The following is a 26,123-nucleotide window of genomic DNA, read 5'->3' as shown; positions in this document are numbered from 1 at the left end:
TGTCTCCTTCGTCTTCTTCGTTCTTCTTCCCAACGTGCGTGGGCTGTGTGTGCTTCCCGTTGTGGCGAAGACGGCTCTAAGGTCGCCGCCCGCCACAACGGGAAGCACTGTGTGCTGGTGTCAGGAGTGTGTCTTCTTAGACCAGCACGTCGTCGTGATCGGTGGAGAGCGCCAGATCCCGCCAGGCCTGGGACTCAGTGCGCAGCTGAGTGATCTTGGTGTCCAGCTCTTGGAGGCAGTCGCTGCCGAGTTGGGCCCGCACCGGCGGATTCTCGGCGTCGGCCAGCGTCAGTACAGCTGCGGCTCCTTTGACTGGATCCCCGGGCTGGGCGTGATTCAGGCCGGGGACTGCTCCACGAACTGCTCCAGCGGTGTTCGCGTAGTCCTCGATCACGGTACCTTCGGTCCTCAAGCTCCGGTCGTCGAGGAAGTCGGTACGGAAATAGCCTGGTTCGACCACTGTGACAGCGATACCCAACCCTGCCAGTTCGGCGTGCATGGCCTCAGAGAGGCCTTCGACAGCGAACTTGGTCGAGCAGTAAATGCCGAAGCCGGCGGAGCCGCTGAAACCACCCAAAGAACTGAAGTTCAAAATCCTGCCTGAGCGCTGGGAGCGCATGATCGGCAGCACCGCCCGGGTGACGTTGAGTAGGCCGAAGACGTTCGTGTCATATATTGTGCGGGCTTCAGCATCGGAGGTTTCCTCCACCGCACCTAGTAGCCCTCGCCCAGCGTTGTTGACCAGAACATCGATCGAGCCGAAAGCCTCCACGGCTGAAGAGACGGCCTCGTGGGCCTGTGACTCGTCAGTGACATCTAGTGCTACCGCTAGCAGTCGCTTACCGTAGCCTGGCAGTGCTTCTTGCACCGCCTCGGGCTTGCGGGCAGTCGCCACGACATTGTCGCCGCGATCAAGTGCCTGACGAGTGATCTCCAGGCCGAAGCCGCGTGCGGCACCGGTGATGAACCATGTAGTCATGAATGTACTCCTTGGGTTGTAGGGACTATGCGTCCCATTGTGGATATCCACCGTGTAGGTGAGTCTTACTTATGGTGGCTGGCCTGGAAGGACTCAGCCAGGGAAAGAAATGCATAGGAAGTATCGGGTGCCGGTGCCCCGCCGCCTTCAGCTTGTGCTGACAACGGCGGGGCACCGGGCTCGAAAGAGCCAGGAACTCAGGTCAGGCTCCGCGCAGCACCTTGGTCTCCAGGTACTCGGCCATGCCGTCGGGGCCGAACTCGCGGCCGTTACCGGACTGCTTGTAGCCACCCCAGGGAGCTGACCAGTCGAACTCGACGTCGTTGATCAGCACCGTACCGGCCTGGATCTGCTCGGCGACGGCGCGCGCTGCCTGCAGATCCTCACCACCGACATAAGCGGCCAGACCGAAGGGGGTGTCGTTCGCGATCTCGACTGCTTCCTCGACCGTGTCGTAGGTGATTACCGACATCACCGGCCCGAAGATCTCTTCCCGAGCGATGGTCATGGAGTTGTCCACGTCCACGAAGACTGTGGGCTTCACGAAGTGACCGGCCTCCAGTCCTTCAGGCTTTCCGAGCCCGCCGGTGACCAGGCGAGCGCCTTCCTCAATGCCCTTGTTGATGTAGCCCTGCACGGTGTCCCACTGCTCTGCAGAGATCAGTGGCCCCATGGTGGTCTCCTGGGCCCGAGGATCGCCCAGAACGATGTTCTCCACCGCAGGCACCAGCACGGCGAGGAACTCCTCCAGCCGTTCCCGGGGCACCAAGGTGCGGGTCGGGGCACTGCACAGCTGACCGGTCATCGCCATCAACCATGTCATTGCAGTCTCAACAGCGATGTTAAGATCAGCATCCGGCAGCAGGATGTGCGGCGACTTTCCGCCCAGCTCGGAGACCACACGCTTGGCAGTAGGTGCGGCCGCCATGGCCACCTGGGTCTGGGCTGCCAGCGAGCCAGTAAATGAGATGACTCCCACGTCCGGATGCGAGCTCAGCCGAGACCCTATAACCGATCCTCGGCCGTTGACGAGGTTGAATACCCCGGCCGGAACGCCCGCGGCATCCAGAATCTCGGCGAGAATAATTGCAGTGTAGGGAGTGCTCTGGGCAGGCTTAAGCACCGCAGTGCTCCCGGCGGCCAGGGCGGATACGGTCTTGCCCACAGGCTGAAGCACCGGGAAGTTCCACGGTGTGATCAGGCCGGCGACCCCGAGTGGCTCCTTACGGACCTCGGTGTCTCCGCGCATCTCAGTGAACTCATACGACTTCAAAACCTCGATCGCGGTGGCGATCTGCACCCGACCGGAAGGCACGTGCGCGCCCCGGGCCAGCGCCAGCGGTGCACCCAGTTCCTCGGTCACTGCCTGGGCGAGGTCCTCGGACCGGGAGTCGTATTCGGCCAACACCCGCTCAAGTAATGCGATTCGATCCTGCGGAGTCGTCTGTGAGTAGGAGGTGAACGCGCGCTTCGCGGCGGCGACCGCGGCATCAACATCCGCCTCACCACCTAGAGAGATCCGGGCGTTAGGTTCCCCAGTAGCCGGATCTGTCAGTTCTAGGACTGATGGCTCCAGCGGGGCACGCCACGACCCATCGATATACAGTTCATGATGCTCACGCATGAGGTGAAGAACCAACTTTCATTGACAGGAACAGAGCCGCGCCACGAACCTATTGTCCAGCGCTTCCAAACCCTGATCTGACTCCATTCTGAAACTTGTCCAAGTTCCCAACCAGAGAGAGCATTTCCCAGGCACCGGCTGCGTAGGAAACCCCGTACCACCTACGCTGCCGGGGATGTCCAGGAGCATATGAACCGAGCGCTGCACAACGCGCATCAGTGCCACCACTGGGCTCCCACGCCTTTGACCCGCCCAACGTCGTGAGCACTTGTTAGGTGCCGCGGTCATTACGGAACCATCCCGCCAAGCTCATGCCCGGCGCGTCAGGCCGGAAACACCGCGAAACCCGTACGAATGTGGTGACTCCAAGATTTCGTATACGGTCTCCACTGGCTGCGCCAAGGAACGAATGGGTATGCGGGTGTCCATTCATGGCGGTGACCAACGGTGCGGGGTGCTGGGGTGGGAATAGGATATTAATAATGTCGCTGATAGGTGTCCTGTTGGGATCGCCCCTGTGTTGGAGGGATTGGAAGACAAGGTCTGGGCTGGTCAGGCAGACGACTCCGGCGGTGATGCCTAGGTCACCCAATGCGTGTTTGGCTGCGAGCACTTCGGGCATCAACGCTCCGGCGCCGACAAGCGTAATGTCCTCGGCGCCAGGGGTGTAATCGTTGATGCGGTAGCCGCCGGCTATAGCATGGCGTCGACGTCGTTCACGCAGGTGTCGGTCTTCAGGGATCTGCGCCAGGTCCGGGTCGATGGGGCGGGTGGAGAGCCGGAAGTAGGAAGAAGTGCCCCTTGGTTTGCCGATACTGCTCATCGCATGTAGCAGAGTCCATTCCAAGTCCTGGGGAAAAGCGGGTTCCCAGGCGACGCACCCTGGATGTTGGAGTCCGATGCCCGAGGTTGTCACTGATTGGTGGCACTGCCTTCGGGTGCCAGAGTCACACCGGAGGGGGCGCCCACGAGGATTGTTTACCTCCGGCGTAGATCCCGTAGGACCAGGGTTCTAGAGCTCGGCCGAGAAAAGTGTCGTATAAAACCCCGATGGGATCAACCGCTGTCTCCAGCGGCTCCAGGTAGTTCGTATTTCCCCGAGCAGGCCAACGAAGTTGATCTCAGCTATTCCTAGCTCGATGTGTTGTCCGGTGTAGGTCTCTGTCCATTTCAGGAGCCGTTGGGTGTCATCGGCAAACCAATCCTGGCGTTCGGCCGCGGACCAGACACCGTTCTTGTCTATCCATCCACCAAGGTTGGTGGTGGAGGAGATATCTGGACTGCAGGTAACGACCCTGGCAGCGCTACGCGGCGTGTCATGGTTCAGAGCAGTCAGCAAGCGGCCCAATGCGGCCTGTGTGGAGAGGGGTTTGCGGTAGGTTCGTCCCAACTCTTTGGGAAAGTCAAGCTTCTGCGGATCCCCTGCAGGTTCACGCTGCAGTGCCTGCGCTCGTTGAGCGAACAGCTTGCCCGGGCTCGTTATCCGGGGCGAATCGCTGCCATGGTTCCTCCAGCGCAACGCCGCAGTCGTGGGCGCGTTGATGCATCTGCTGCTCGGTGAGCAGCGTGGAGTAATTATATGGATGTCCCTGTGTGGGCAGACCCTTGCCTGTGATGGTGTAGGCGAAAACTACAGTGGGCCGTTGATCATCAGCCTGGGCGAAAGACGCCAGGAGCTGTTCCATGTCGTGCCCACTCAGGTCTCGGATCGCGACTGCCAGTAGGTTTGGGCCGAGCCGGCTCAACAACTGCTCGAATTCCTTGCGCTCATAGTCGTCTTCCACCTCCTCCACCAGGTGCAGGGCTAGATGATCCGCTTCCAAGCGCAGGAGCCGCTGGTACTCCTCATTGGGCATGGTCTCTAAACGATTCCGAAGGTGATGACCACCTGCCTGGGCAAAGACCTCGTTAATTAGTCGACCCCACTTCAGGGTTATCACTTGCCAGCCGGCAGCTTCGAAGATGCCTGCAAGACGCTGGGTCGGTATGTCTGGTACAACGCGGTCCAACGACTGCCGGTTCAAATCAACTACCCAGAGCAGCTCTCCTAGCTGGGGTACACCTGGGTCTGCCACTGCTTCCCAGATCGCACCCTCGTCCAGCTCTGCATCACTAAGAAGACTGATAAACCGTCCTGCTTCTGGTGTCTGAGGGAAATGCGCCCGGGCATAACGGTGGGCTATTGCCGTCCATATCGGAGCTGTTGCCCCTATGCCTACTTATCCGGTGGAAAAATCCACCGGATCCGGGTCTTTGGCCCGGCTGGGATAGGATTGTAGTCCGCCCAGAGACCGCAAGGTAATGAGATACGATTCATCGAGCTCCCCCAGTAGGTAAGTGATGGCGTGCAGCACCGGAGAAGCGTGCGGCGTCACAGATATTCGGTTCGTGGACCTAAGCTCACGGAACCACAGAGCGACCGCAATATCGACCATCGAGGCTGAGGACGCCTGGTGGCCCCCCACTTTCGACCCCGACTTATTGGGTCGGACCCGATTAGCATGGTCCACCATCGCGGTAGCCAACCACAGCACACGCTTTGAGACCTCAGAAAGTACTTCTACGTCTTCCGCGTGCGTAAAGGTTGGAACGTCACTTTTGAACTTCACTTACTTCTCCTATAGCAGCGAGAGTCATGAGACGACACTCCCGGGTTTGCTGACTGGGGGATGGGCATCTTCATTGCAGGGTCGTCCTTAGTTGTTTGGTGTTTCTTGCCTGACTGAAGGTCCGTTCAAGATCACGCTGATCGACTTCTGCTTCGAGTAGCTGTCCATTGTCTCTTTGGCGTGTTCGTGCCCCGTGCCGGAGTTTTTGTACCCGTCGAACGGCATTGCTAGCCAACGCTTCTCCGTTTCGTTGATCCAGATATATCCCGACCCCACTTCTGATGCTGTGATAAGCGGAGGGGGTCTGCGGTCCTCGATCATCCAGAAGCATCCGGTGTACGTGGTGGGGGCGCCCAATGCGTGCTTGGATCTGAATGAGCAGACTGACTATTCAGTGCGCGAGGGGCATCTCGTTTCCCGGCAGCTTAGGGGGACGATCCGCCGGCAGGTGGTGAGCAGGCTGAGACTGGCCCACGCTGGGTCGGAGAAGGCGAGTAGACACAATGTCAAAGAAAATCTACTCCGCGGAGTTCAACCTAATGCGATGATTATCTACGCAGACCACCCGGAGCTCTCCGAGGCGGCAAGCGCAGACCCGGTGGTTGGACCTGTGCTGGCCGCCACTCACGAGTCACCTTCTCAGTAATGGACCATTGATCTGCTGGTTGGTCAGGCTCATGTCTCACGGGCCACCTTGGCACGGCGGCTCACCGACTTACTGGGCTAGCCACCGATCTCCTATCCGACCAGCTGGCGTTATGCACGATTGCCGATCTCCTTGGACGCCATGACGCCACGGTCGAGTTCGTCGCACGCGATGTCGACTATTCCAGCGCCTAGGGCCCGGGGCAGAACTTGCCGCCGCGAGTGCCGCGTGCGCACCACTCAATACCGTTAGGCGCCTAGCAGACTGCGGCGTAGGCGATTATGAACCTCGGGTGCGTCGAGCATGGGTGCGAGCTTTCATCCTGTTGCCGCAGAGCGCCATGGAACACCATTTCGCTGTCCCGGGCCGGCTGTGATCGATGAGGAAAAGGTTGCATTCGATGTTGGCGCACGCGCGAAGACGCCCAGGCAGTTCCTCCATGACGTGCGACCATGCCATCACAGTCCGTACGCCGAGCCGTTCGTCGGAGGGGGCGTTGAGCTGCCATTGAATACCGTCGCTCGTGACCTCTGGCAGCAGCGCGGCCTTGCTCACGACAAGGTCGAGGTGCTCCACAGCGTCATCCTCCTCGCGGACCATGCTTTGCAGAGCACCGCGGGTTCGCCGTAGGTGCAGACGTTCGGCTTCCGTGCCGGTGCCCCCGAACCAGCTGAGGAGCTCACTGCCGGTCGAGTCGTCGAGCTGGTCGGTAGGCTTCCCGTCGACGACTGGGGCACTGTTGAGTACCGCCATCAGCAGATCTTCGTCCTTGATTACCCTCACGATGCGCGCCGACCCTTCTCTTGGTTTCATCGCTTGTGTGGACCATGCTACCGTTGTGATAACTATCAAAAAAATTTTTAGGGGTTAGTCATGGCACTTGTCCAACACAGCACTGTGTCCATCAATGGGCTGGAGGTGTTCTATCGTGAAGCAGGACCGCAGGACGCCCCGGTGATGCTGCTGCTCCACGGTTATCCCACGAGCTCTCACATGTTCCGGCACCTGATTCCGGCACTGTCTGATCAGTACCGCGTCATCGCTCCCGATCACATCGGTTTCGGTCGCTCGTCGGCTCCCTCTGCTGACGACTTCGGCTATACCTTCGATGCTCTCGCCGAGGTGACGGCCGCGTTCCTCGAGGCTCTCGGTATCACGAGGTACACGGTGTATGTCCAGGATTACGGGGCCCCGATCGCCTGGCGTCTGGCCCTGGCGAACCCGAGATCGATCGAGGGTGTGATCTCTCAGAATGGCAACGCCTACGAGGACGGTTTCGTCCCTGAGTTCTGGGAGCCCATCTGGGCCTACGGAGACAACCCGACAGAGGCCAATGAGGCGGCCCTGCGCCCAGCCCTGGAACGGGAAGCCGTGGAATGGCAATACACCCATGGAGTTCCGGACCCCTCCACTGTCTCTCCTGACACATGGGAGCATGACCTTGCGCTGCTGGCCCGTCCCGGTGTCGACCGGGTGCAGCTTGCCCTGTTCGCTGACTACGCGAGCAACCGCGCTTTATACTCCGAGGTGCATGACTGGTTGCGGACCTCCGGGGTTCCTGTGCTGGCTGTGTGGGGGAAGAACGATGAGATCTTTGGGCCGGCCGGTGCCACAGCGTTCGACCGTGATGCCCAGAAACCACGTATCGAGCTGCTTGATGGTGGCCATTTCCTCCTGGAGTCCCATCTGGATGAAGTCGCCCGAATCATTAGAGACTGGCGCGAAACCATATGAGTTCCTCGGGTGCCTCTTTGGAGGCGAGACAAGGGGCTCAGAGGTGGAAGAACACGCACAACATCATGCATCGCGGTGGCAACAGGCCGAGAATGCGCTGATCGCAATCGGGATCACTCTGGCTGTGGTGGTCTGGAACCACTCGTGGTGGGTGCTGCTGCTGACCTTCCTTGTCTTCGACCTCTCGGACTTGGGTATTGCAGCTCAGTGACGTGAGTGTCGACTGGATAATGATGCTGGCTGCCTGCTGGGGTTTCCATGTTGCCATAGACCGTGCCTTGGGCTTCGGCCTGAAACTCGGCCCCTTTACCCACACCCACCTCGGTATCATCGGAAAAGCCCCGCGCCCGGCTCATTAGCGGACACTCTGCGCTGAATCGGGTTATGGGCGTTGGGCGTCGAGATCGAAGCCAGACATTCCCTCATGAGCCGTTCAGGTCCCTCCGAAAGTCGAGGCGCGGATCAGACGCGGAGGCCGGAGACGAGCAGTCCCACTAGCCGGCGAGCATCGTATCGAGAGTCTTTGTCGGCGAAGATGCAAAGATTGCCGATGCCGCGCATCAGCTCATATGCGCCAACGTCCCTCCTGATCTCACCAGCAACGACCGCCGCCTCGAGCATCTGTTTACACACCGGGACAAGGCGATCGATGAAGTAATCATGCAGCGTCGCAAAGCTGGCTTGATTACTCCCCAGAGCCACAGCGAGCCCATGCTTGGTGACCAAGAAGTCTACGAAGAGATCCACCCAGCGGCCAAGCGCCTCATACGGTGAGGCGCTCTCTGCTAGCAGACCCGGACCTGCTTCGGCACAAGCATCGACCTGGTGACGGTAGACAGCCACGATGAGATCTGCGCGCATGGGGAAATGCCGGTAGATCGTCCCCATCCCCACACCCGCCTGCGCCGCGATCTCGCGCACCGGCGCATCGACACCCGAGCTCACGAAAACCGCGGCAGCGGCATCCAGCAGCGCCTTCTCATTTCGCTGGGCATCGGCCCGTTTCGCACGAACAGGCGACTTCTCGCTCTCGTCCACAGAACCTCCTCATGGCAATCTTGCATATACGGAACACTGTTCCACATATTTGATTCGGAGCAATGCTCCACTTTCATTATGTCAGAGGGAGTGCCCTCACTAGAGAACCGCAGCCCACCGGAAGGAACCTCGCTCATGCAGTACCGCACATTCGGACGCACCGGCGTCCAAATCAGTACCCTCGCACTCGGTGCGATGAACACCGGCCGGATCGGCCGAACCAGGCAAAAATACGTCGAATCCATCATCAGCTCTGCCGTCGGAAGCCGGCGCGACGATCCATGGACGATCTCCCTGCGGAGCTCGTCCATGGAGGGCCAGCGGCGCTTGTTGAGCACGTTCTTCTGCAGGGAGGCTATATCCCGGTCGGTCGTACACGAGCTGGACACCTTGGCGCGAACACAACCGACGTTTCGTCTCCCTACTTAGCTTTGCAGCTTCGTACGCTTCAGCACCGCCGAAGAACGTCAGCGACCGGTCATGCTGCGGCCCTTGATACTCGACAGCGATCCCAACTCCGGGATGTAATCATCGAGGTGCTGCCGCCCAAGCCGCGCTGGCGAAGCGTGTTGTTGAACGTCGAGGTTCGCGAGATAACAACTCCAATCCGATGGTTGTGGCCTGATTAGTCCACGATGCTGGCTCCGGGTCCGGTTTGACTCAGTATCCGCCGAGAGTCTGAGCCGGTTTGCTGGATAGTTTGGTGCGTGCCCGGACTAGACCAGGAAGACTGAGAGAGCCCAGGGCTGAGCCCGCCGGTCATATCTTAAAGGGCATGATGTGCGGGAGAATATGCTTGCAGCATTGAAAATGCCTGGGCCGAATTGGTGCCGGGCTCGGCGTCGTAGACTATGAGTTGTTGACCAGGTGCTTCTGGGATGTCGAATGCCAGATATTCCAAGGTGAGGTCACCTACCCCGGAGTGGTGCAGGTGCTTGGCGGCATGGGTCTTTCCTCTGACCTGTTGCCGCTCCCAGAGGAGGCGGAATTCGTCGCTGGCCTCGGCGAGGTCGCGGATGACCGGTGTGAAGATCGTTTCAGGCACTCGGGTTGAGTTATGTCGGAGGGCGGCCACTGTGCTGTCTGCCGCGTAGTCCCATTGCCGGTAAAAGGTTCGTGCGGCAGGATCCAGGAAGATCATCCGAGCGAGATTGTCTTTCTCGGTGAACGAGTGGAAGAGCGCTTGAGCGAGTGGGTTCGGCGCCAGAATGTCCAGAGTCCCGGAGAGCACAAAAGCTGCTTGGTCTCGCCAACGTCCCATTTGTCGGGCCAGTTCAGGTTTTACTTTGTCTGCGGCTGTTCCCGCCGGAGGGCTGTACCCGGCTAGGCGGAACAGGTGCTCTCGTTCATCGCCGGAAAGATTCAGGCCCCGTGCCAATGACTCGATGATCTGATGGGAGGGATGCTGTTCACGTCCCTGTTCGAGTCTGGTGTAGTAGTCCACGCTGATCCCGGCAAGCACCGCGACTTCCTCTCGCCGCAACCCTGCGACACGCCGCTGGCCGCTAGATGGAAGACCTAAAGCCTCAGGACTTAGCCGGGAACGCACGCTGCGCAGGAAATCGCCGATCTTCATGTGTCTAAGACTAGACGAGACAGCGGTGCTCTTCCTGGCCCTAGCGCACCCAGGTTCATCCCGGCCTGGCTGAAGTCGATGGTCTCAGTCAGCCTGGAACAGCTGCCTCAAAAGAGCCAGCAGACTAGAGTCCGAATACACCATGAGGGAGACATCATTATGACTGAGCAACACTCTGCAGCCGAGCAGAAGATCATCCTGATCACCGGAGCATCTAGTGGTATTGGTTCGGCGACGGCAACGCATCTCGCAGCCCAGGGACATACCGTCATTCTGGGTGCGCGGCGCACTGACAGGCTGGCCGAACTCGTCGATATCATCGAGGAAAACGGCGGCACTGCCAAGAGTACTTTCTTGGACGTCACTAACTTGGAGAACGTCACTCAGTGCGTGAACACGATCGTTGCTGAATACGGTCGGTTAGACGTACTTGTCAACAATGCAGGGATCATGCCGATATCACCGTTGGCTGAGGCCAAGGTCGAAGAGTGGAACTGGATGATCGATGTCAACATCCGTGGTGTCCTCCATGGAATCGCCGCCGCTCAGGCGGTGATGCTGAAGCAGGACCGTGGGCATATCATCACTTTGGCGTCCACCGGTGCGCACGAGGTAGTTCCCACCGGGGCTGTGTACTGTGCAACTAAATACGCCGCCTGGGCCATCAGTGAAGGCCTCCGCATCGAAAGTGATCCGAGTCTCCGGGTCACTACCATCTGCCCGGGGGTGACCGAATCTGAGCTTGCCGACACCATTTCGGACCCCGCCGCTCGGGAGACCATGCGTACTTACCGCCAGAGCGCCTTGCCACCGACTGCTATTGCCGATGCAATCGCCTTCGCCGTCAATGCCGATGCGCACGTCGACGTCAGCGAAATCATTGTCCGCCCCACCACACAACGCCCCTGACAGTCCAATAGTGCCGAAGCCGGCGGCTCATTACATAGGAAAGGAATTCTCCAATGACCCATATGCGCGCATTCGTCGCTTCACCCGAGACGCCTACTCCAGTTCTCACAGAGCGCGCTCTCCCTCAGCCTGGCGCCGATGAGGTTCTGGTCCGGGTTGAGGCTGTCGCGTTGAACAACGCAGACCTTGCTCCAGTCACCGCCGAACAAGTGGCTGGCTACGAGTTCGCCGGAGAAATCGCCGACGTCGGCTCCACGGTCGACAGGGCGCTGATCGGCAACCGTGTGATGGGGATCAGCAGTGGAGCGTTCGCCGAGTACGCCACCGCTCACCACACCCATGTCGCCCCCATTCCAGACCGGCTGGACCCCACCAGTGCGGCAGCTCTGCCCATCTCACTGATCACTGAGTACGGAGCACTGCGTGCCGGCGGCCTGCGCTCCGGAGATACCGTACTGATTACCGCCGCCAGTTCGGGCATTGCCGCACTGGGTGTCCAGATTGCTCGCGCCCTCGGGGCTGGGGTTGTCATTGGTACCACACGCAGTGCTTCCCGCACTGGTCTGCTGGAGCGCGCCGGGGTCGATCACGCCATCGTGACTGACGGTGGCGATTTAGCCGAGCAGGTCAGCCACCTCACCGGGGGCCGAGGCGTGGACCTGGTGCTTGATCACGTCGGTGGGAGGTTCGTTGACCCGTGCATCCAGTCCGCGCGCATCGGTGGTGCGGTGATCAGCGTCGGGCGATTGGCTTCTCCCACTGCGGAAGTCAGTCTCTTCCCGCTGGCCAAGCGAGAAGTTCTGTTGAGATCAGTTTCCTACGGGCTCACCCCTGCCACCGTGATGGGTGGATTGTTCTCCGCGGTCAGCACGCACCTGCTGCCTGCCATCATCGATGGACGGGTCACCCCCGTCCTTGACGGCGGCACCTGGAGCTTTGCACAGCTTCCTGAAGCACTCACCCACCTACGCGAGGGCAGAGCCGAGGGAAAAGTCATCATCAGCGTGAAATCGCAACCCCACTTCGGCTCCACCTCACACTAAGAAAGAAGGTGCCCTGTCCGGCCCGTCCGGCGCGCGCCGCCAAGAGAGCGGCCACGGCTTCGATCACCTGAAGCATAGGTATCGGCGTCATCAATGCGTCGATCTCGGACTGCACCATGTGGGTCAACGTCGTACTACTTCGATCCAAAAGGAAGTGAGGAACTGCAGCGGTCCTAGTTCTTGGGACGCGAACCACTACTGGGGGAGCGTGGGCGATTCATACCATCTGGTCGGTCTCTGTTTTGCCGCAGTGAGCCAGATCGGCTCGAATTGGAATCCCTGTGAGGCAACTGTAAGTGGGAATAGCAGCGCGCAGGAGAGCGCCAGAGCCCACGCTCGATATCGCGATTACACCCCCGTGAGTACGCAAGGCTGTCCTGGCACAAGGCATACAAAGCGTTGGAAGGCGAAGGCTTCCTCACCGCTCGCACCAGCGGAGGCACCCGCGTGAGCCGCAGCGCGACCACGACATCCCAGCCGGTGCTGAATGCTGCTCGACAACTTGCCGATACCAGCACCCAAGCTGGCACCAACCTGGAAGATGCAATCCGCATACTGCGCGCCGTCTGGCCCCAACCAAGAATCCCCACCAGAGAATCGGATACGCACCTCGAATCTGCCACGGGAGACACTTCGGAGAATCACGCTCAGGTCCCTCCCCCAACACATTTGGCGCTAGATGGAGAACGATCGACGGGATACCTTCCCGGAGTGGAGGCCAACTAGAGCTAACAGGGCCGCATGAAGGTGCCCGCAAAAGAATCGCTTTGCGGACTTGCTGAGTTGGTTAGGCGTCGAAGCGAACGAACGCTCGCAGAGAACCAGTGCCGTGCTCTCGGACCTCCTGGTATCCCAAGGCCTCGTAGAAGGCGCGTTGACCTTGCTCGTCATCCGTAAGCAGAACCTTCTGACGCACGGAGTGGTACGGCTCCAAGGCGGCGACGACGAGGGTACGGCCAATACCGGCCCGCTGGGCGTCAGGGTGGACCAGCACGTCTTGCAGGTAACAGATCGTGGCTCCGTCAGAAATCACTCGTGCCAGCCCGACGAGGCGCCCATCGCGCCGAGCCGCCACGACGTGTGAAGAGCCGGCCAACGCTGCCTCAAGTGTCACGGTATCATCGGCGTATGTCGTCCACCCCACCTCGCGGTAGAGCGCTACGACTTCGTCCATGCTGAGCACGGGAGACGGCTCAACGGTGAAACCTTCGGTCTGCATGCTAACCACAGTAGGCGAGCGAACGTGAACGGGTTGAACGACCGATGGGTAACCGCGCCGCAGTATGGAGAACCCCACCGGACACACCCGCTGCTGACCAGGAGCGTCGAGACCATGCAGTCAGGGGTGGCCGTATAGGGGGTCCGGCTACTTGTCCGCTGGCGGGAGATAACTGGCACACGGTGGCAGGCTCGTGAGTGCTTGGTGTGTCCGACCGTTGGAGGTTTTGGGTGACTTGGCAGGGTCTTGCGACAAGCACGACAGTCAAGACATGAAAATGAGAAGACTGACATGAGGGTGACACGAAATTGAGAATATGACATGAAAACCGAGAACCTACACGACAAGTGTAGGATCCTACGGATCTTGTCATACGCGTCAGTCGCTGACATGGGATGTGACATATCGGTGAGACGCGGCTTGTTTCACTAACTTGTCGTAATCCTCAGAAATGGGCACCTGCCAGCGACCTGATGTGTCAGGTGCCCTCAACCGCGCGGGCATTGAAGTTCAACGGGTTGAGGTGAGATGTAGCACCCGGTCGAGCCGTTGCAGGGTCTCACGCCGGTGCGAGGCAATGAGTACCGTGCCTTTATAGTCCGCGATCACGTCAGAAATGATGCGCTCGGTCTCCGAGTCCAAGCTGGCAGTCACCTCGTCAATAAGAAGGACCTGCGGTTTCCGGACGAGGGCGCGGGCAAGGCAGAGCCGGGCTTGTTGTCCCCCGGAGAGCCGCAGGCCGCCTTGGCCGACGTGGTCCTCAAGCGTGACCCACTCCGAGGCCTTCACCCGATCCAGCACTGCCAGGAGTTCGGTGTCATGCATTGGACCGGCACCTCGTAGAAGGTTCTCTCGGACTGTTCCGTGGAACAGGGTGGCCTCTTGGTCGACAACGGCGATGGCTTTTCGAAGGCTGGGATCTTCGATGTTTCTCAGAGAGATCCCCGATCCCGAGTCGGAGATGAGCTCTATGCCGCCATGGGAGGGATCCCAGAGACGAGCAGCCAAGGTGATCACGGTGCTCTTCCCCGACCCGGAGGGGCCGGCAATGCCGACATGTTCCCCGGCCGTGATCTCTGCACACCAGGACGAGAGCACGTCGGTCTGGTCGTCGTAGCTGAAGGATACGTGATCGAAGCGCAGTCCAAGCGGCCCCGAAGGCAGGTTCTCGGACGCCTTTGAGGGGTCGACGACAGTGGGCCGATGGATGCCGCGGGCGACTCGGTCGGCGCTTGCTGTGAGCGGATGCAGCTGTGTCACCGTGGTGGTCGCTTCAGTGACCGCAGAGACTCCGGCCAAGGACACAACGATCAATGCCGGAAGTGCGGCTGCGGTGAATCGAGGTTCGCCCGGATCGTTGAAGAGGCCAGCGGCCAAGGCGCTGGTCGCGATGACCCCTATGACGACGGCAGTCACGGTGAGATCGCGGATCGCTGTGGTCAGTTCGGCAAGAAGCGCCCGTTTGCGGCTGATGTCCGTGGCACGGTCAGTGGTGGCGAGAGCTTCAGCGGTGATAGGGCCGATGAGTCCGAAGCTCAGGACTTCTCTCAGTGCTCCGAGCGCGTCGACGAGCTCAGTGGAGAGCGTGCTGCGGCAGAGCTGCTCTTTGCTCCCGAGGTCGCGCATGCTGCGTCTGCCGAGCAGTGCAGTTGCAGCGATGCTGTTCGCTCCGACGGTCATCACCAGTCCGGCTTCGGGCAGGAGGAACGTCGCGGTGACAAGGGTGGTGAACAAGACGGTGATCGAGGTCGCAATCTGGGCGAGGGTGTGGGCGTAGAAGAATTCCAGCTTTTCGATATCGTCCATGACCACGCTGGTGGTCTGCCCGGAGTGTTCTCGGCGTCGAGACGGAACGCTGTGCGAGTAGGAGTCGAACAGTGCCATGCGCATACGCGCCAAGACTCGGTATGCCAGCGCATGGGAGATGTCCATCTCTTTCCACGTCAGGATCGTCCTGCCCAAGACCAGTCCGATGAGTGCCACCCACATGAATGGATCAGGAAGGCTCGCCTCGACGATGGCGTGTCCTACCACCCAGGCGGTGAGTACTGTGATTGCGGTCAGCGTGAGTGCACTGGCGGTGCCGATGAGGTAGCTGGTGATCATGCCCCGTCTTTCGGTGCGCAGCACCGGGAGCAGCGTGAAAAAAGCGTTGGGTGACGAGGGTGGCATCACCGGACGATCCGATCTGGACGGTCGTTGTCCAAGTACAGGACGGAGTCGACGTCGAGAAGACTCTCCGGACGGTGGCTGATCATCAGGACGATCCGGTCGGCTGCGACCCGGTGCAGGGTGTGGATCACTTCAGCGGCCCGGACGGCGTCTAGCGCGCTGGTGGGCTCGTCCACCAGCAGCACTGGTCGTCTGGCAAGCAGCGCTCTGGCGAGGGCAAGTCTCTGACGTTGTCCGCCGGAAAGGCTCAGCCCGGCTTCGCTGACCTCCGTGTCGAAACCCTGCGAGCACCCGAGGATCTCGTCAAGGATTCCGGCTGCCGCGCAGGCGGCTTCGAGTTCGACCTCGGAACGCGCACCGGTGACGATGAGGTTCTGGCGGATCGTGCCGGTGAACAGGACCGGCCGCTGAGACACCACAGCGATGTCGCTGCTGTGCAGTGTGTGGCCATCGAGCAGGATCTCACCACTCTCAGGGACCAGGAACCCCAAGAGGACATCGAACAATGTCGACTTGCCGGCCCCAGATGTGCCCACCACGGCGCTGAGGGTCCCGCGGCTGAACGTATGGGTCAGCTCCTTGAGCACCGGGTGGTCTGCGCCTGGGTAGCGGTAGGTCACCGTCTGAATGTGGAGCTCTCGGGCGGTGGTTGGAGATTCTGCTGCGTTGGGGATTTCGGGTGGGGCGTGATGGGCGGAGCTGTCGAATGCGCCGAGCCGGACCATTTCGGGCACCGCTGTTAGGCCCATGAAGCCTGCGTGCCAGTGTCGGGAGAGCTCGCGGATCGGACGAAACGCCTCTGAAGCCAAGAGGAGAACCAGATACGTCTCCAACGCCGGCGGCTGACCGGTGGCTGCGTGGAGGGCCGCTGTGGTTCCGGCTGCGACTACTCCGGCCTGGACGGCGAAGTCCGTCACTCCGGTTTCAGCCAGAGATACTCTCATCACCCGTTCTGTCGCGGAACGCAGTGCCTCCGACCGGTCGTGGAGACGACGCCGTGTCCCCGGCACGGCACCTAGGACGCGAAGGGTGGCCATGCCGCGCAGGGATTCCAGAAGATCTGCACTGAGATCTTCATAGGAATCCCAATGATCCAAGCCACGCCTGGATGCGACCTTCTTCCACAGCAAGGGCCCTGTGAGTGCCAGGGCGACCGCGAGCCCTACCCACGCCCCAGCCCAGGGGTTGAGGATTGCCACGGTGATAACGACCAGGGGGCAAGCCAGGACTACTTGGGCGGTGGCCGGGATGTATTTCGCCACGTAGGCGTCGGTGCCATCGATCCCATCTACGAGGCTGGCTCTGACGGCGCCATCCCGGGCAGTGGTGTCGTGGAGCCGCGGGGCTAAGAGAGCCGCGGGGATCGCGTGTTCTCGGAGGCGGCGTCGGACGAGTCCTCCAAGTCTGGCCGCCGAATCGGCTTGCGCCAGAGACAGCAGCAGGCGGAGCACCGCGATTCCGAGAATCATGCCTAGTGCGAGCCACACCTCGTCGGCACGCCCGCTGATCACACTTGCCAGGGTCCAGGCGATGGCGAGGGCTTGAGCCACGTGTGTCGCGAACACCAGGACAAGCCAGATGATGGTCCAGGCAAAACGAGCGCGGAACCTCACAGCCTCCCGCCAGAGTTCAGGGACGATCATCATGACCGGGTAGTCCAGGGACGCCGTGCGTTCCGCCTCCCGCACTCCCGTCGGCTCTGCTGCACGCAACCCGGCTGAAATCGTTCGGGCGGAGGCGGATTACCGCACGGAACCAAGGGCTTGGCTGGCACATCAGCCCTGCTCACTGAAGAGTCTTGGCCACAATTGCTAACGAGAAGCATTTGCCATACAGTAACCGAGTGTTTCTTCACCTTCCAACTCGCACCGCCCGAAACTCTTTTGGGGTGTCTCTCGAAACCAGCGCTCAGTGATGAGTTCCCCGAGCATTAAGCTCCTTCGGAGGAGTAACGGAGTTCGACCAGAGGTCTCCTTGGAAGGTAAAAAACCCGACACGGATCGTCGGCCTCGAGGGGGTCAGCTGGCCACAAGAATCCTTGTCCCGACCCTCACCATCCTCCTGGTCGCAGTCGTAGTGGCCTCCACCAGCGTTGGAACAATCCCGGTAGCCCCCATCGAGGCGATGAAGATCATTGCGGGGCACCTGATTCCAGGAATGCCTTGGATGAGCGACGGGAGTCTGACTCCACTGCAGGACAGCGCCGTGTGGCAGTTCCGGCTGCCACGGATCCTCCTGGCGGCCCTGACCGGAGCGGCCCTGGCCCTGGCAGGGGCTCTGCTGCAGGCCGTGGTGCACAACTCCCTGGCGGAGCCCTACATCCTGGGAGTCTCCGCGGGGGCAGGAGTCGGGGCGGTGTCGTTCATCGTCCTCGGCGTCGGAGTCAGCTCCTTAGGCATCGGGGCATCAGCCTTCGTCGGAGCCCTCATTGCGACAGCTGCGGTATACCTGTTGGCGCGGAAGAACGGCCGGATTGCTCCGCAGCGTCTGATCCTCGCCGGGGTGGCGCTGGGGTCGCTGTTCAGCGCGATCACCAGTTATCTCACGATCTCCACCGACGCTCAGAACGTCTTCAGCATCATGTTCTTCCTTCTGGGATCAGTCTCGGCCGCCACGATGCAGAGTCTCGCCCTGCCTGTCGTGGCCCTGGTCGGGGTAGGAATCTTTACTGCCTTGCGCGCCCGGGCGCTGAACGCGTTGCTCGTCGGGGACGACGCGGCCAGCTCTTTGGGCATTAACGTCAACAAGCTCCGCACCACGGTGCTCATCGCAGCGGCCTTGCTCACCGGCGCCGTCGTCGCGGTATCGGGTGGGATCGGATTTGTCGGGCTGATTATTCCTCACATCGCCCGCATCATCGTCGGTTCGGACCACCGCAGGATGCTTCCTGTCGCGGTTCTCTCCGGGGCGGTGTTCCTCACCACCTGTGACCTGCTGGCCCGGACGCTGGCAGCTCCGTCGGAGATCCCACTGGGAGTGCTCACCGCCCTGGTCGGAGCGCCCTTCTTCCTTTGGCTGCTGCGCCGCGACCGTGCCGACAACGTTGGGACCGGACGATGAAGGTCACCGTTGATCGTCTCGACGCCCACCGCGGCGGGCGCAGAGTCATCAAGGACGTCTCCCTGACAGTTCCCTCTGGCGCGGTCCTTGGTCTCATCGGACCCAACGGCAGCGGAAAATCCACGCTGCTGCGTGCCCTGTGCGGCATAGACACCCCATCCGGGGGCACTGTCCGGTACGACGGCACTCCGATCGCCAGTCTCGGCCGGCGCCAGCTGGCCCAACGGGTGGCCTTCATGACCCAGGAACACAACGATGAGTTCGACATGCCGGTCCTGGAACTCGTGCTTCTGGGGCGGATTCCTCATGGCAAGGGTTTCGGGCGGGACTCGGATGCCGATATTGCCCACGCGCAGCGTGCCCTGGATCAGGTCGGGGCCCGGCACCTGGCCCATCGATCGTTCTCAGTCCTCTCCGGTGGCGAGCGGCAACGTGTCCTCTTCGCCCGGGCCTTGACGCAGGACACCCCGGTGCTGGTCCTGGATGAACCCACGAATCACCTCGACATTGCGCACCAACTCGAGCTCCTCGATCTCATCCGCGCCACCAACCGGACGGTGATAATCGCGCTCCACGACCTCAACCTCGCCGCCCGCAGCTGCGACGAGATCGCAGTGCTGGCAGATGAATCACTGGTCAGCCACGGATCTCCCGAGGCTGTGCTCGGCACGGAGCTCATCCGTCGGGTCTTCACGGTGGAATCCACCGCAGTGGCCCACCCCGCAACGGGCCAGCCCCACTTCCTCTTCGACGCCCGCACCCCGCGATTCGAACCCCAGCAGAGCAACGCTCTGAACACCACCCCGAAAGGACTCCACACACCATGAACACCGTCCCCGACATCGATTCGCGATCACCACGGTCCAGGGCCCTCATTGCCTCCGCCGCGCTGGCGGCGCTGCTGCCGTTGACCCTCACCGCGTGTGGGGGAGGTGTCTCCTCGGACGGTGCGGAAACCTCTGAGGCCACGGCTGCCGGTGAGACCGTCATTGTTGAGAACTGCGGACGGGAACTGTCCTTCGAGGCCGCACCGACCAGCGTGGTCGGGATGATGCCCTCCCAGACAGAGCTCCTTCTGCGCCTCGGGGTCCCTGCAGATTCGCTCGTGGGCCAAGCCCAGACCGAGACCTCCGCGCTGCCTGAGGAGGTTGCCGACCAGGCCACCGATATCCCGGTGCTCAGCACAGATATGCCACCAGGACGAGAGGATCTGTTGGCGGCCAGCCCTGACTTCGTCGTCTCACCGACGGAGTATGAATTCACCGCCGAACAGGGCTTCGCCAGCCTTGACCAGCTCGCCGACAACGGTGCACAGGCTTACGTCGCGACCGGCGGTTGTGCCGAACGACGCAACACCGCAGAGGTCACCGACGTGATGACTGACATCACCAACCTGGGCGAGATCATGAGCGTCCCGCAGGAGGCCGCGGCACTGAACGATGAGGCTGAGGCTCGTCTGACTGCGGTCGAGGACGCGATCGAGGATCAGGACCCGCTCAGCGTCGCGCAGGTCTATGTCGAAGGCAACTCCCTGGGCGCCATCGGGGCAGGGGTCGAAGCCGACATCATCCTCCAAGCCGGGGGAGAGAACGTCTTCGATCCCGAAGCTCCTGAATTTGAAGCATTCTTCGCCACGGAGATCAACCCCGAAGAGATCATCGAACGAGACCCCGAAGCGATCGTCTTCGGCACCTCCGGGCCCGAGAACGAGGCACAGACACGGGAGTACCTCACCACCACCTTCCCCGATACCCCCGCGGTAGAGAATGATCGGCTGATCGCAGTAGATCAAAGTGATCTCTACCCCGGAACTCTGGGAAACATCGACGCCGTGGAGACCATCGCCGCCGAGCTCTACCCGCAAGCCTTCTAAGCTCCACAACCCGTGGTCCTGACCGCATTGCCCGTGGCGCACTCACCGCCGTTGGTCAAGGCGGTCAGGACCACCACCGGACAATGAGTCCACGCCTGTCAGGCGCGGTTGCCATCCGCATGACAGCTGACGCGTCGATTGAACAGGTGGTTCTGCCTGACAGGTAGGGGAGTGGCCTTCCCTCAATGTGCGAGATGAGGATCAGAAGGGCACGGAGTGGCGCTGCGGGAACCCGAAGACTCCCTGGTCTCATCGGGCCCCACAGGCTCGCGTCCCTCAACGGGCCTTGACGACAAGTGCGACTCGTTCTCATGTATAAACATGTTGCGATGCTGATCACGAGCACGGGCTCTTCCCACGAGGGAAGTGAGGAAGAACGACTTGAGCCTGAACGATCACCGATCGCATCACTACGAGCGGTCGCGGCGTGAGCAACTGGAGTGTGATGATCCCGGGAGTGGGCCCACGCGTCATGAAAGTCGCGGGTTCTTAAATGGGCGTAGATTTCAGCGGACTGAGCCGGGCTCCCGTACCTCAGCGCTGAGTGGCGTCTGCTCGTGTTGTGCTTTTTCTTCCAACCAATGGTGGTCACGCGGGCATGGGTCGGGGACCAGAAACTGGTAATGGTCAAGCACGCGTCCCGTATCTGTTGGAGCCTTCGGATAGGCACGCAGTCACCCTCGCCGCGCGGCATGAGAACAAGAAATTCCGATGCCACCAAGTGTTCCTGTAGAGCGGATCGATGCGTGGATGCTTCGCAGAGGTAGTCGCAAACTTCATCCTCGGTGGGATCGTAGACGCCGCGAGGGCTAGCAAGGAAACTTGCCCTGAGTCGGCTCATTCGCGCAGTTTAGTGCCGTATCTGGCCCGGGTTGGCCTTGCATCCAGGGGCTACCCATCCGGTCATTATCCACGTTGTCCGCCGCGCCACAGAGAGAACAGTGCTGGACCGTGTCGTATCGATTGTAGGATCCCGGGGATCTTGTCACTTGCGACAGGCGCTGACATGGGGAGTGACATTTTGGTGAGACGCGGTCAGTCTCACTAACTTGTCGGAATCCTTAGGCTCGTTTGCGACTACGTCCCGACGACCTGAGAGTGAGGGCACAGCAATCTCACTATTTCGTGAGGAGCCGTAAGTGCGGAGGTAGGTGTAGCAGCTAAGGCGCCCTGCGGGCTTTTTTGTCGGGCGGGGTAAGCGGGCATTTCTGTGAAGGCAGTGGCACCGGAGGACTATTAAGTGGATCACGCGCGGTCACCGACCAGCTTGCGGTCGGCGTCATGCGCAGGAGTGTAGTCCTCAGTGAACTCAACGACGTTCGAGTTGTGGAGAATCTCCTATCTGTACTTCGCTGTACGGGACAGGTGGACTGTTCATAGCTACAGTGTTTGTGAATCTCTGGGTATGGCCGTGGGGTGGAGGCGAATTTCTGGAGGTCCTCGACGGCTCAGTGAAATCTTCGCAACGGGGGCTGACTTGCCGTCCGGGAATTCGATGGAAACTCGTCTGGGATGCGTCGAAAGTGAATCCCGTAACTGAGCCGCGGTGGGACCACCGTCTGTTGTTTGATCCTTATTGGCGGCGTATACGACGGTTTCTTCGCCGCGTTCGGCTAGGGTGCGGATGCGAAGTGGCCGGACTTGGCCTCTGCTGATTCTTACTGGGAGTTTCTCGAGATCGATATCTTGTACATCTGGGAATGACGGTCTCGGGAGGTCTGATTCGAGCATCGTCACGTACGTGTCCACGTCGTCTACTGAATCGAGTCGATATCCGGAAATGCCAAGGTTCTGGAGTGTTTCTAGAGGGCCGCTGGGATGCGGATTCACTACCGTAATTTGGGAAGTAGTCTCAGATAGCTGCTCCCCAAACATTCCCGCAGTAACTAGGTCCGTTTCTGGGAAGCTATATCCAATCAGGCTTACTTGAGACGCATTGCTCAGTGCAGTTGAGGCGTCCATCCATAACTGTCGCGTGAGCGGGTTTCTGTAAAAGGGCGTCTTAGTGGCGCTGGGAGGGACTATAAACGGTTCGCGACCGGGAAGAATCTCTTTACGCTTGGCCGCGGTCCCCGCCCATCTTTGGATGGTGGACCCGGTTGCGTCACCCTTGACCCAGTACGTGTCTATTGACCCGTGGAGCTTGATGAGTCGCAAGGTTTTCGAGTGGGGCATCCCGAAAGTGATACCACTCGTCGGAGGTTCTGCGCGCATGGGCATATTCCGAACTGCCGAATCTATCGTGACCCTGGTTTCGTGGCCGTCCGGCCCTTCGCCGGACAAGCCGCTGGACCTTAGGGCCGTTTCAAACAAGGTGTCGTAGTTGAAAGTGAGCACCGTTGCCTCGGCAAAGTGAAGGCAGCCGATGAGTCGTTGAGTCCACCAAGGTATGCCTTCGTTTTCGGCCACCCTTTGTTTCTCGGTGATGATTTCGTAGATAGCGCGGGACATCTCACTGAAGAGCGCCGCGTTGTGGAGATTCTCGACACTCCCTAGATCTGGCTGGGGTTCTGCCAAGCGGGAGAGCCACGTCTCGAACCTTCCGAACCGGTAGGACCGAGGGCGCTCCACGGTCCGTCCTGTTGCTTCGATTCGTTCTACTACCTGGTCGCCCAAAGTGTTAGTGAGGGGGAGGTGTTGTGAGACAGCTTTTGAGAAGCCAGCACCTAGGACGACCACTAATGACATGGACCCAGGCTATAAGCCCCGCGCCTTCGAAACCACACCGCTGGACCCGAATTTAAGGATGACTGGTGGGCACAATTGATGGGCCGCGCCTGTTCAACATGTAGGTACATTTCCTATGCGCGGTGAAGATTGGTCCAACGTGCAGGGCCCGGCCTGGTTCACCCCCTAGATTAGAGTGATGAAGGTGAATGCGAGATTGCCAAGTGTGCTGCGAGATGCCTACGAAGAAGGTGCGACCCTAGGGCCCACGGTGGATTACCAACGACGACTAGGGTGGCAGCGTTTTCCGCCTCCCTACATCGAACTCGGGACGAACAAAGAATCTTTCCGGTATATCTGAAAGAGAATGCACATAGAATGCACATTGCGTTCGATCTGCCTGACCCTCGTGGCTTAGTAGACCTCAGTCAAGGGCTGGGCGAACTGCAGAAGCTACGCCGCTTTGTTCAGACAGCCAGAGAAATAGCGTCGTTCCCCGCTTTGAACCACGGCTCCGCACTCACGACATTATTCGAAGCATCTAAGGGGATCACGACTGAGACTAAGTTTCCGCCGCGACATGACCAGTTAGCCTTCGCCATCCAAATGCGGCAGCTGCACGGCAGTGACGACGCCGCCTTCAACAGAGTCAGTGGCTTGCTGATGAGGCTCGCGAACCATGCCCAGGACTCCCAGCGCGAGAAACGTGTTCGAGCACTCAAAGCCTGGGGGAGGACCAGGTCAGAGATGCTGAAACTCTCGCTTCAGGACCGACTGGAGGGGGTCGCCCTGGCCGTGGATGCCGACCTGAACATGGTGCCCAAATGGAAGCTGAGAGGTCCATCGCCCAAGCAGCTACCCCTGGCATCACCATTTGGGTCGAAGCCTTCCCACACGAGAACGGACTCAGTTGAGGGTTCTTCTAAGGCTGGTGGCTCAACACTTGCCTGCTTGGTCGGGAGTTACCGAATCCTCGCTCATAAGGTGAGTGAAGAATGCTGATTTGGGTTGTAGGCGCAGTAGAGCTATACAGAACGACCTAGAGTAACTCTCGGATTCGTTGAACCGCTAGAGTCGGTTGAGGAGATCTGTCTTCTTTGAAGTGAACTCTTCGTCGGACAGAACACCTGCGGCATGCAGCTCACCGAGTTTCTTGATCTGTTCGATTACGTCACTTTGTTCACCTGTAGGCGCAGGGACCACGGCAGGTGTTGTTAAAGTCGGTGCCAATGCGGGCGCCGCCAGTCCGCCCAATACACCCCGTCCGGCAACCTCTAGTCCCAGCGCTACTCGGTCTTCACTGCGCCCCATCCCACCTGTGGTCTTTAGGGTGTGCACCCGCCTTTCGGTCACGAGCGTAAGGAAGACCGTGCGCTTCTCTCTCGAACCGAGATAGTTGACTCCACCCGTCATCAAACCAACCATCGCGCGACCGCCAGCGCTCTTGTCCTGCACCTGAAAAGAATGCTTGATGGACTTCAACTTTTCGTATGGAGTCGAATCCGAGACGAACACGGCGACACGGACATAACCACCGTCGTAGATTTCGATCGTCGAGCCAGCGAACCTTTGTGTTGTCACAAGGTTCCCTGCTGTTTCGCGCGCCTGCATCGCACGCGCTTTGGCTTCTTCAGCCGCCTTCTTCCCATCAGCGATCGTTTTCGCCCAGAACCCCTGCTTCATACCTGAATCGGGGGTTGCATCATTGTTCATGGCACTATTATGCCTGTAACGACGAGGTTCGTAACTGTCTGGCCGGGTAGTAATGGAAATGATCAAGGGGAATCGGGGGACCACTCGCAGAAGACCAGCGCCAAGAGGTCACCGTGCGTCGACTGGTCACTGAAGGCTCAGACCTCGCTGTCTTCGATTTTCAGGGGGAGCTGCGAGAGAAGATTCTCAACGATCTTCGCGAGAGCTACCTGACGACCGGGAGCTATGTCCCGGGTGCCATCGCGGTGTCTCCGCAGGGCGCAATGTCCATCGCTGTCGCCGGTGCGGCGACTGGTGCGACGGCGGTCTCGGGGGCGTTCTCCTCGACGCTCTACATGGCCACGGCGAATCCCGCCACGCTCATGTCTCTGGGTAACGGTGTTGGCAGTGCGGTGATGGGCGCTGGCGGGATCGTGAGTCAGGCGCCATTCATTCCTGTGGCGAGTTCACTGCCGATAGTCGCGCCGGTCCTCGCCATTCAGGCGCTGAATATCGCAGTGATGATGCAGCAGTTCAAACAAATTGATCGGAAACTCGACTCAATCAAGACCACGCTGGACGAGGCTATCGCCAGGATCGAGGTGACCCACGTGGGCGAGCTGTTCGCGGCATCCAGGGTCGTCGACGACGTGTACCGTCAGTACGGCCTCGAAGGGTCGTTCTCGAACGATATGCTCTTGCGTTTGGCGTTGGCGGAGCGGGACATTGGTGGGTTGGCCATGAGGTCCCGCCTCCTGGTTCAAGCGCGAGATGTCAGCATCATTGATAAGCCCACCAAGTTCGAGCAGGTGAAGTACGACGACCACAGTGCGATGCTGGCCTGCCTAACTCAACTGCGAGTTTCCTATCTCCGCGTTTGCGTCGACATGCGAGAGAACCCGAATTCAGTTAATTCGTCCGTGGATGAGCTGAAGTGCAACATCGACGAGGGGATAGAATTCTGGCAATTTCTGCTAAATAGGTCACAGAATCTTAAGAACAAGTTGGACGAGCTCCGGGAACAACTTGAGAGCATGAGCTGGGGCCAGCGCAATGTCCCCGGCCGGGAGGGCTCGGCTGTCGCAAGAGACCTTGCCAATCTCAAGGAGGCCTACAACTCCACCGTGGTCGGTGCATACTGTCGCGCCGGAGAACGCCGCGTCGCTTAAGGTCGTTGATCGCTGCGGGGGAGTAGCGGACGGGGTCAATGGCGAGGGGGAGTGCCGATTCTGGGTCGACACATCAATAGGTGCTGATCCCGGTGGCTTTAGACGGAAATTCT

At 60.2% G+C, this 26,123-nt stretch carries 27 protein-coding genes; 11 read left to right on the top strand and 16 right to left on the bottom strand.

Annotated features, from left to right (window positions below):
• Positions 1–136: 136 nt before the first annotated feature.
• The 8 genes from FH975_RS08505 to FH975_RS08480 all read right to left on the bottom strand — a co-directional run bounded on the left by FH975_RS08505 (position 137) and on the right by FH975_RS08480 (position 6,641).
• Positions 137–979, bottom strand: coding sequence for an oxidoreductase (locus tag FH975_RS08505; protein WP_162320957.1), 843 nt, complete (start codon positions 977–979; stop codon positions 137–139).
• Between the two features lie 202 nt (positions 980–1,181).
• Positions 1,182–2,603, bottom strand: a complete 1,422-nt coding sequence (locus FH975_RS08500; RefSeq protein ID WP_162320956.1) for an aldehyde dehydrogenase family protein — start codon at positions 2,601–2,603, stop codon at positions 1,182–1,184.
• A gap of 271 nt (positions 2,604–2,874) precedes the next feature.
• Positions 2,875–3,426 carry a hypothetical protein gene (locus FH975_RS16595; protein WP_235928570.1) on the bottom strand — a complete coding sequence of 184 codons (552 nt, stop codon included), beginning with the start codon at positions 3,424–3,426 and terminating at the stop codon, positions 2,875–2,877.
• A gap of 189 nt (positions 3,427–3,615) precedes the next feature.
• On the bottom strand, positions 3,616–3,993 hold the full coding sequence (locus FH975_RS16590) for a hypothetical protein (RefSeq protein WP_235928569.1): 378 nt from the start codon (positions 3,991–3,993) through the stop codon (positions 3,616–3,618).
• 40 nt (positions 3,994–4,033) lie between these two features.
• Positions 4,034–4,729: a thiamine pyrophosphate-dependent enzyme gene (locus FH975_RS16585; RefSeq protein WP_328821841.1), complete on the bottom strand. Its 696-nt coding sequence runs from the start codon at positions 4,727–4,729 to the stop codon at positions 4,034–4,036.
• Between the two features lie 93 nt (positions 4,730–4,822).
• Positions 4,823–5,212: a thiamine pyrophosphate-dependent enzyme gene (locus FH975_RS16580; protein ID WP_235928568.1), complete on the bottom strand. Its 390-nt coding sequence runs from the start codon at positions 5,210–5,212 to the stop codon at positions 4,823–4,825.
• A gap of 87 nt (positions 5,213–5,299) precedes the next feature.
• Positions 5,300–5,533 (bottom strand): aldehyde dehydrogenase family protein, encoded by a 234-nt coding sequence (locus FH975_RS17080; RefSeq protein ID WP_407938627.1) that lies wholly within the window; start codon positions 5,531–5,533, stop codon positions 5,300–5,302.
• A gap of 604 nt (positions 5,534–6,137) precedes the next feature.
• Positions 6,138–6,641, bottom strand: a complete 504-nt coding sequence (locus FH975_RS08480; protein WP_328821834.1) for a CGNR zinc finger domain-containing protein — start codon at positions 6,639–6,641, stop codon at positions 6,138–6,140.
• A 90-nt stretch (positions 6,642–6,731) separates the two neighbouring features.
• Here FH975_RS08480 and FH975_RS08475 point away from each other — a divergent pair, with 90 nt between their 5' ends.
• The 3 genes from FH975_RS08475 to FH975_RS17075 are packed head-to-tail and all read left to right on the top strand — an operon-like array spanning position 6,732 to position 7,951.
• Complete coding sequence (locus tag FH975_RS08475; protein WP_162320953.1) at positions 6,732–7,592, top strand: alpha/beta fold hydrolase; 861 nt, start codon at positions 6,732–6,734, stop codon at positions 7,590–7,592.
• Between the two features lie 43 nt (positions 7,593–7,635).
• Positions 7,636–7,803, top strand: a complete 168-nt coding sequence (locus tag FH975_RS16305; RefSeq protein ID WP_202923112.1) for a DUF4260 family protein — start codon at positions 7,636–7,638, stop codon at positions 7,801–7,803.
• Positions 7,804–7,822: 19 nt separating this feature from the next.
• Positions 7,823–7,951, top strand: a complete 129-nt coding sequence (locus FH975_RS17075; protein ID WP_407938626.1) for a DUF4260 family protein — start codon at positions 7,823–7,825, stop codon at positions 7,949–7,951.
• A 103-nt stretch (positions 7,952–8,054) separates the two neighbouring features.
• Here the strand turns inward: FH975_RS17075 and FH975_RS08465 are convergent, their stop codons facing one another.
• Positions 8,055–8,630: a TetR/AcrR family transcriptional regulator gene (locus FH975_RS08465; RefSeq protein ID WP_162320952.1), complete on the bottom strand. Its 576-nt coding sequence runs from the start codon at positions 8,628–8,630 to the stop codon at positions 8,055–8,057.
• Positions 8,631–8,765: 135 nt separating this feature from the next.
• On the opposite strand from FH975_RS08465, the gene FH975_RS16295 reads away from it, so the two are divergent.
• A complete protein-coding gene (locus FH975_RS16295) occupies positions 8,766–9,059 on the top strand; it encodes a hypothetical protein (protein ID WP_202923110.1) in 294 nt (97 codons plus the stop codon).
• Between the two features lie 337 nt (positions 9,060–9,396).
• Here the strand turns inward: FH975_RS16295 and FH975_RS08455 are convergent, their stop codons facing one another.
• A complete protein-coding gene (locus FH975_RS08455) occupies positions 9,397–10,206 on the bottom strand; it encodes a helix-turn-helix transcriptional regulator (RefSeq protein ID WP_162320951.1) in 810 nt (269 codons plus the stop codon).
• Between the two features lie 159 nt (positions 10,207–10,365).
• Between FH975_RS08455 and FH975_RS08450 the strand changes: the two genes are divergently transcribed.
• The 3 genes from FH975_RS08450 (at position 10,366) to FH975_RS08440 (ending at position 12,884) form a co-directional block, all read left to right on the top strand.
• Entirely contained in the window at positions 10,366–11,115 is a 750-nt protein-coding gene (locus tag FH975_RS08450) for an SDR family oxidoreductase (RefSeq protein WP_162320950.1), read from the top strand.
• 53 nt (positions 11,116–11,168) lie between these two features.
• Positions 11,169–12,158 carry a quinone oxidoreductase family protein gene (locus FH975_RS08445; RefSeq protein ID WP_162320949.1) on the top strand — a complete coding sequence of 330 codons (990 nt, stop codon included), beginning with the start codon at positions 11,169–11,171 and terminating at the stop codon, positions 12,156–12,158.
• Positions 12,159–12,605: 447 nt separating this feature from the next.
• A complete protein-coding gene (locus tag FH975_RS08440) occupies positions 12,606–12,884 on the top strand; it encodes a hypothetical protein (RefSeq protein ID WP_162320948.1) in 279 nt (92 codons plus the stop codon).
• 61 nt (positions 12,885–12,945) lie between these two features.
• On the opposite strand, the gene FH975_RS08435 is transcribed toward FH975_RS08440, so the two are convergent.
• The 3 genes from FH975_RS08435 to FH975_RS08425 all read right to left on the bottom strand — a co-directional run bounded on the left by FH975_RS08435 (position 12,946) and on the right by FH975_RS08425 (position 17,261).
• Positions 12,946–13,377 carry a GNAT family N-acetyltransferase gene (locus tag FH975_RS08435; RefSeq protein WP_162320947.1) on the bottom strand — a complete coding sequence of 144 codons (432 nt, stop codon included), beginning with the start codon at positions 13,375–13,377 and terminating at the stop codon, positions 12,946–12,948.
• A 510-nt stretch (positions 13,378–13,887) separates the two neighbouring features.
• On the bottom strand, positions 13,888–15,549 hold the full coding sequence (locus FH975_RS08430; protein ID WP_202923109.1) for an ABC transporter ATP-binding protein: 1,662 nt from the start codon (positions 15,547–15,549) through the stop codon (positions 13,888–13,890).
• Positions 15,549–17,261 carry an ABC transporter ATP-binding protein/permease gene (locus FH975_RS08425; RefSeq protein WP_235928567.1) on the bottom strand — a complete coding sequence of 571 codons (1,713 nt, stop codon included), beginning with the start codon at positions 17,259–17,261 and terminating at the stop codon, positions 15,549–15,551. Before FH975_RS08425 ends, FH975_RS08430 begins: the two co-directional genes overlap by 1 nt.
• 262 nt (positions 17,262–17,523) lie before the next feature.
• On the opposite strand from FH975_RS08425, the gene FH975_RS08420 reads away from it, so the two are divergent.
• The 3 genes from FH975_RS08420 to FH975_RS08410 are packed head-to-tail and all read left to right on the top strand — an operon-like array spanning position 17,524 to position 20,482.
• Positions 17,524–18,609 (top strand): FecCD family ABC transporter permease, encoded by a 1,086-nt coding sequence (locus FH975_RS08420; RefSeq protein ID WP_235928566.1) that lies wholly within the window; start codon positions 17,524–17,526, stop codon positions 18,607–18,609.
• A complete protein-coding gene (locus tag FH975_RS08415; protein WP_162320946.1) occupies positions 18,606–19,436 on the top strand; it encodes an ABC transporter ATP-binding protein in 831 nt (276 codons plus the stop codon). The genes FH975_RS08420 and FH975_RS08415 overlap by 4 nt, the downstream gene beginning before the upstream one ends.
• Positions 19,433–20,482 (top strand): ABC transporter substrate-binding protein, encoded by a 1,050-nt coding sequence (locus FH975_RS08410; RefSeq protein ID WP_162320945.1) that lies wholly within the window; start codon positions 19,433–19,435, stop codon positions 20,480–20,482. The genes FH975_RS08415 and FH975_RS08410 overlap by 4 nt, the downstream gene beginning before the upstream one ends.
• Positions 20,483–20,546: 64 nt before the next feature.
• Here the strand turns inward: FH975_RS08410 and FH975_RS17070 are convergent, their stop codons facing one another.
• The 3 genes from FH975_RS17070 to FH975_RS08400 form a co-directional block, all read right to left on the bottom strand.
• Positions 20,547–21,176: an integrase core domain-containing protein gene (locus FH975_RS17070; RefSeq protein ID WP_407938625.1), complete on the bottom strand. Its 630-nt coding sequence runs from the start codon at positions 21,174–21,176 to the stop codon at positions 20,547–20,549.
• A gap of 686 nt (positions 21,177–21,862) precedes the next feature.
• The gene (locus FH975_RS08405) at positions 21,863–23,170 is read right to left on the bottom strand and encodes an SIR2 family protein (protein ID WP_162320944.1); all 1,308 of its coding nucleotides are present in this window, start codon (positions 23,168–23,170) and stop codon (positions 21,863–21,865) included.
• A 1,047-nt stretch (positions 23,171–24,217) separates the two neighbouring features.
• A complete protein-coding gene (locus tag FH975_RS08400) occupies positions 24,218–24,862 on the bottom strand; it encodes an SHOCT domain-containing protein (protein ID WP_162320943.1) in 645 nt (214 codons plus the stop codon).
• A 113-nt stretch (positions 24,863–24,975) separates the two neighbouring features.
• Here FH975_RS08400 and FH975_RS08395 point away from each other — a divergent pair, with 113 nt between their 5' ends.
• Positions 24,976–26,010, top strand: coding sequence for a hypothetical protein (locus FH975_RS08395; RefSeq protein WP_162320942.1), 1,035 nt, complete (start codon positions 24,976–24,978; stop codon positions 26,008–26,010).
• Positions 26,011–26,123: the final 113 nt, after the last annotated feature.

The sequence above is a fragment of the Nesterenkonia haasae genome (assembly GCF_010119385.1).
GTDB lineage: Bacteria > Actinomycetota > Actinomycetes > Actinomycetales > Micrococcaceae > Nesterenkonia > Nesterenkonia haasae.
Note: the sequence above shows the minus strand (reverse complement) of the source record. Positions and strands in the feature narration are given on the sequence as shown.

Bases quoted from the DNA above. Each gene is read 5' to 3' on its own strand.
- FH975_RS08505 (WP_162320957.1), bottom strand. From the start codon at position 979: ATGACTACATGGTTCATCACCGGTGCCGCACGCGGCTTCGGCCTGGAG.
- FH975_RS08500 (WP_162320956.1), bottom strand. From the start codon at position 2,603: ATGCGTGAGCATCATGAACTGTATATCGATGGGTCGTGGCGTGCCCCG.
- FH975_RS16595 (WP_235928570.1), bottom strand. From the start codon at position 3,426: ATGAGCAGTATCGGCAAACCAAGGGGCACTTCTTCCTACTTCCGGCTC.
- FH975_RS17080 (WP_407938627.1), bottom strand. From the start codon at position 5,533: ATGATCGAGGACCGCAGACCCCCTCCGCTTATCACAGCATCAGAAGTG.
- FH975_RS08475 (WP_162320953.1), top strand. From the start codon at position 6,732: ATGGCACTTGTCCAACACAGCACTGTGTCCATCAATGGGCTGGAGGTG.
- FH975_RS17075 (WP_407938626.1), top strand. From the start codon at position 7,823: ATGATGCTGGCTGCCTGCTGGGGTTTCCATGTTGCCATAGACCGTGCC.
- FH975_RS16295 (WP_202923110.1), top strand. From the start codon at position 8,766: ATGCAGTACCGCACATTCGGACGCACCGGCGTCCAAATCAGTACCCTC.
- FH975_RS08455 (WP_162320951.1), bottom strand. From the start codon at position 10,206: ATGAAGATCGGCGATTTCCTGCGCAGCGTGCGTTCCCGGCTAAGTCCT.
- FH975_RS08450 (WP_162320950.1), top strand. From the start codon at position 10,366: ATGACTGAGCAACACTCTGCAGCCGAGCAGAAGATCATCCTGATCACC.
- FH975_RS08445 (WP_162320949.1), top strand. From the start codon at position 11,169: ATGACCCATATGCGCGCATTCGTCGCTTCACCCGAGACGCCTACTCCA.
- FH975_RS08435 (WP_162320947.1), bottom strand. From the start codon at position 13,377: ATGCAGACCGAAGGTTTCACCGTTGAGCCGTCTCCCGTGCTCAGCATG.
- FH975_RS08430 (WP_202923109.1), bottom strand. From the start codon at position 15,549: ATGCCACCCTCGTCACCCAACGCTTTTTTCACGCTGCTCCCGGTGCTG.
- FH975_RS08415 (WP_162320946.1), top strand. From the start codon at position 18,606: ATGAAGGTCACCGTTGATCGTCTCGACGCCCACCGCGGCGGGCGCAGA.
- FH975_RS08410 (WP_162320945.1), top strand. From the start codon at position 19,433: ATGAACACCGTCCCCGACATCGATTCGCGATCACCACGGTCCAGGGCC.
- FH975_RS17070 (WP_407938625.1), bottom strand. From the start codon at position 21,176: ATGCCGCGCGGCGAGGGTGACTGCGTGCCTATCCGAAGGCTCCAACAG.
- FH975_RS08405 (WP_162320944.1), bottom strand. From the start codon at position 23,170: ATGTCATTAGTGGTCGTCCTAGGTGCTGGCTTCTCAAAAGCTGTCTCA.
- FH975_RS08400 (WP_162320943.1), bottom strand. From the start codon at position 24,862: ATGAACAATGATGCAACCCCCGATTCAGGTATGAAGCAGGGGTTCTGG.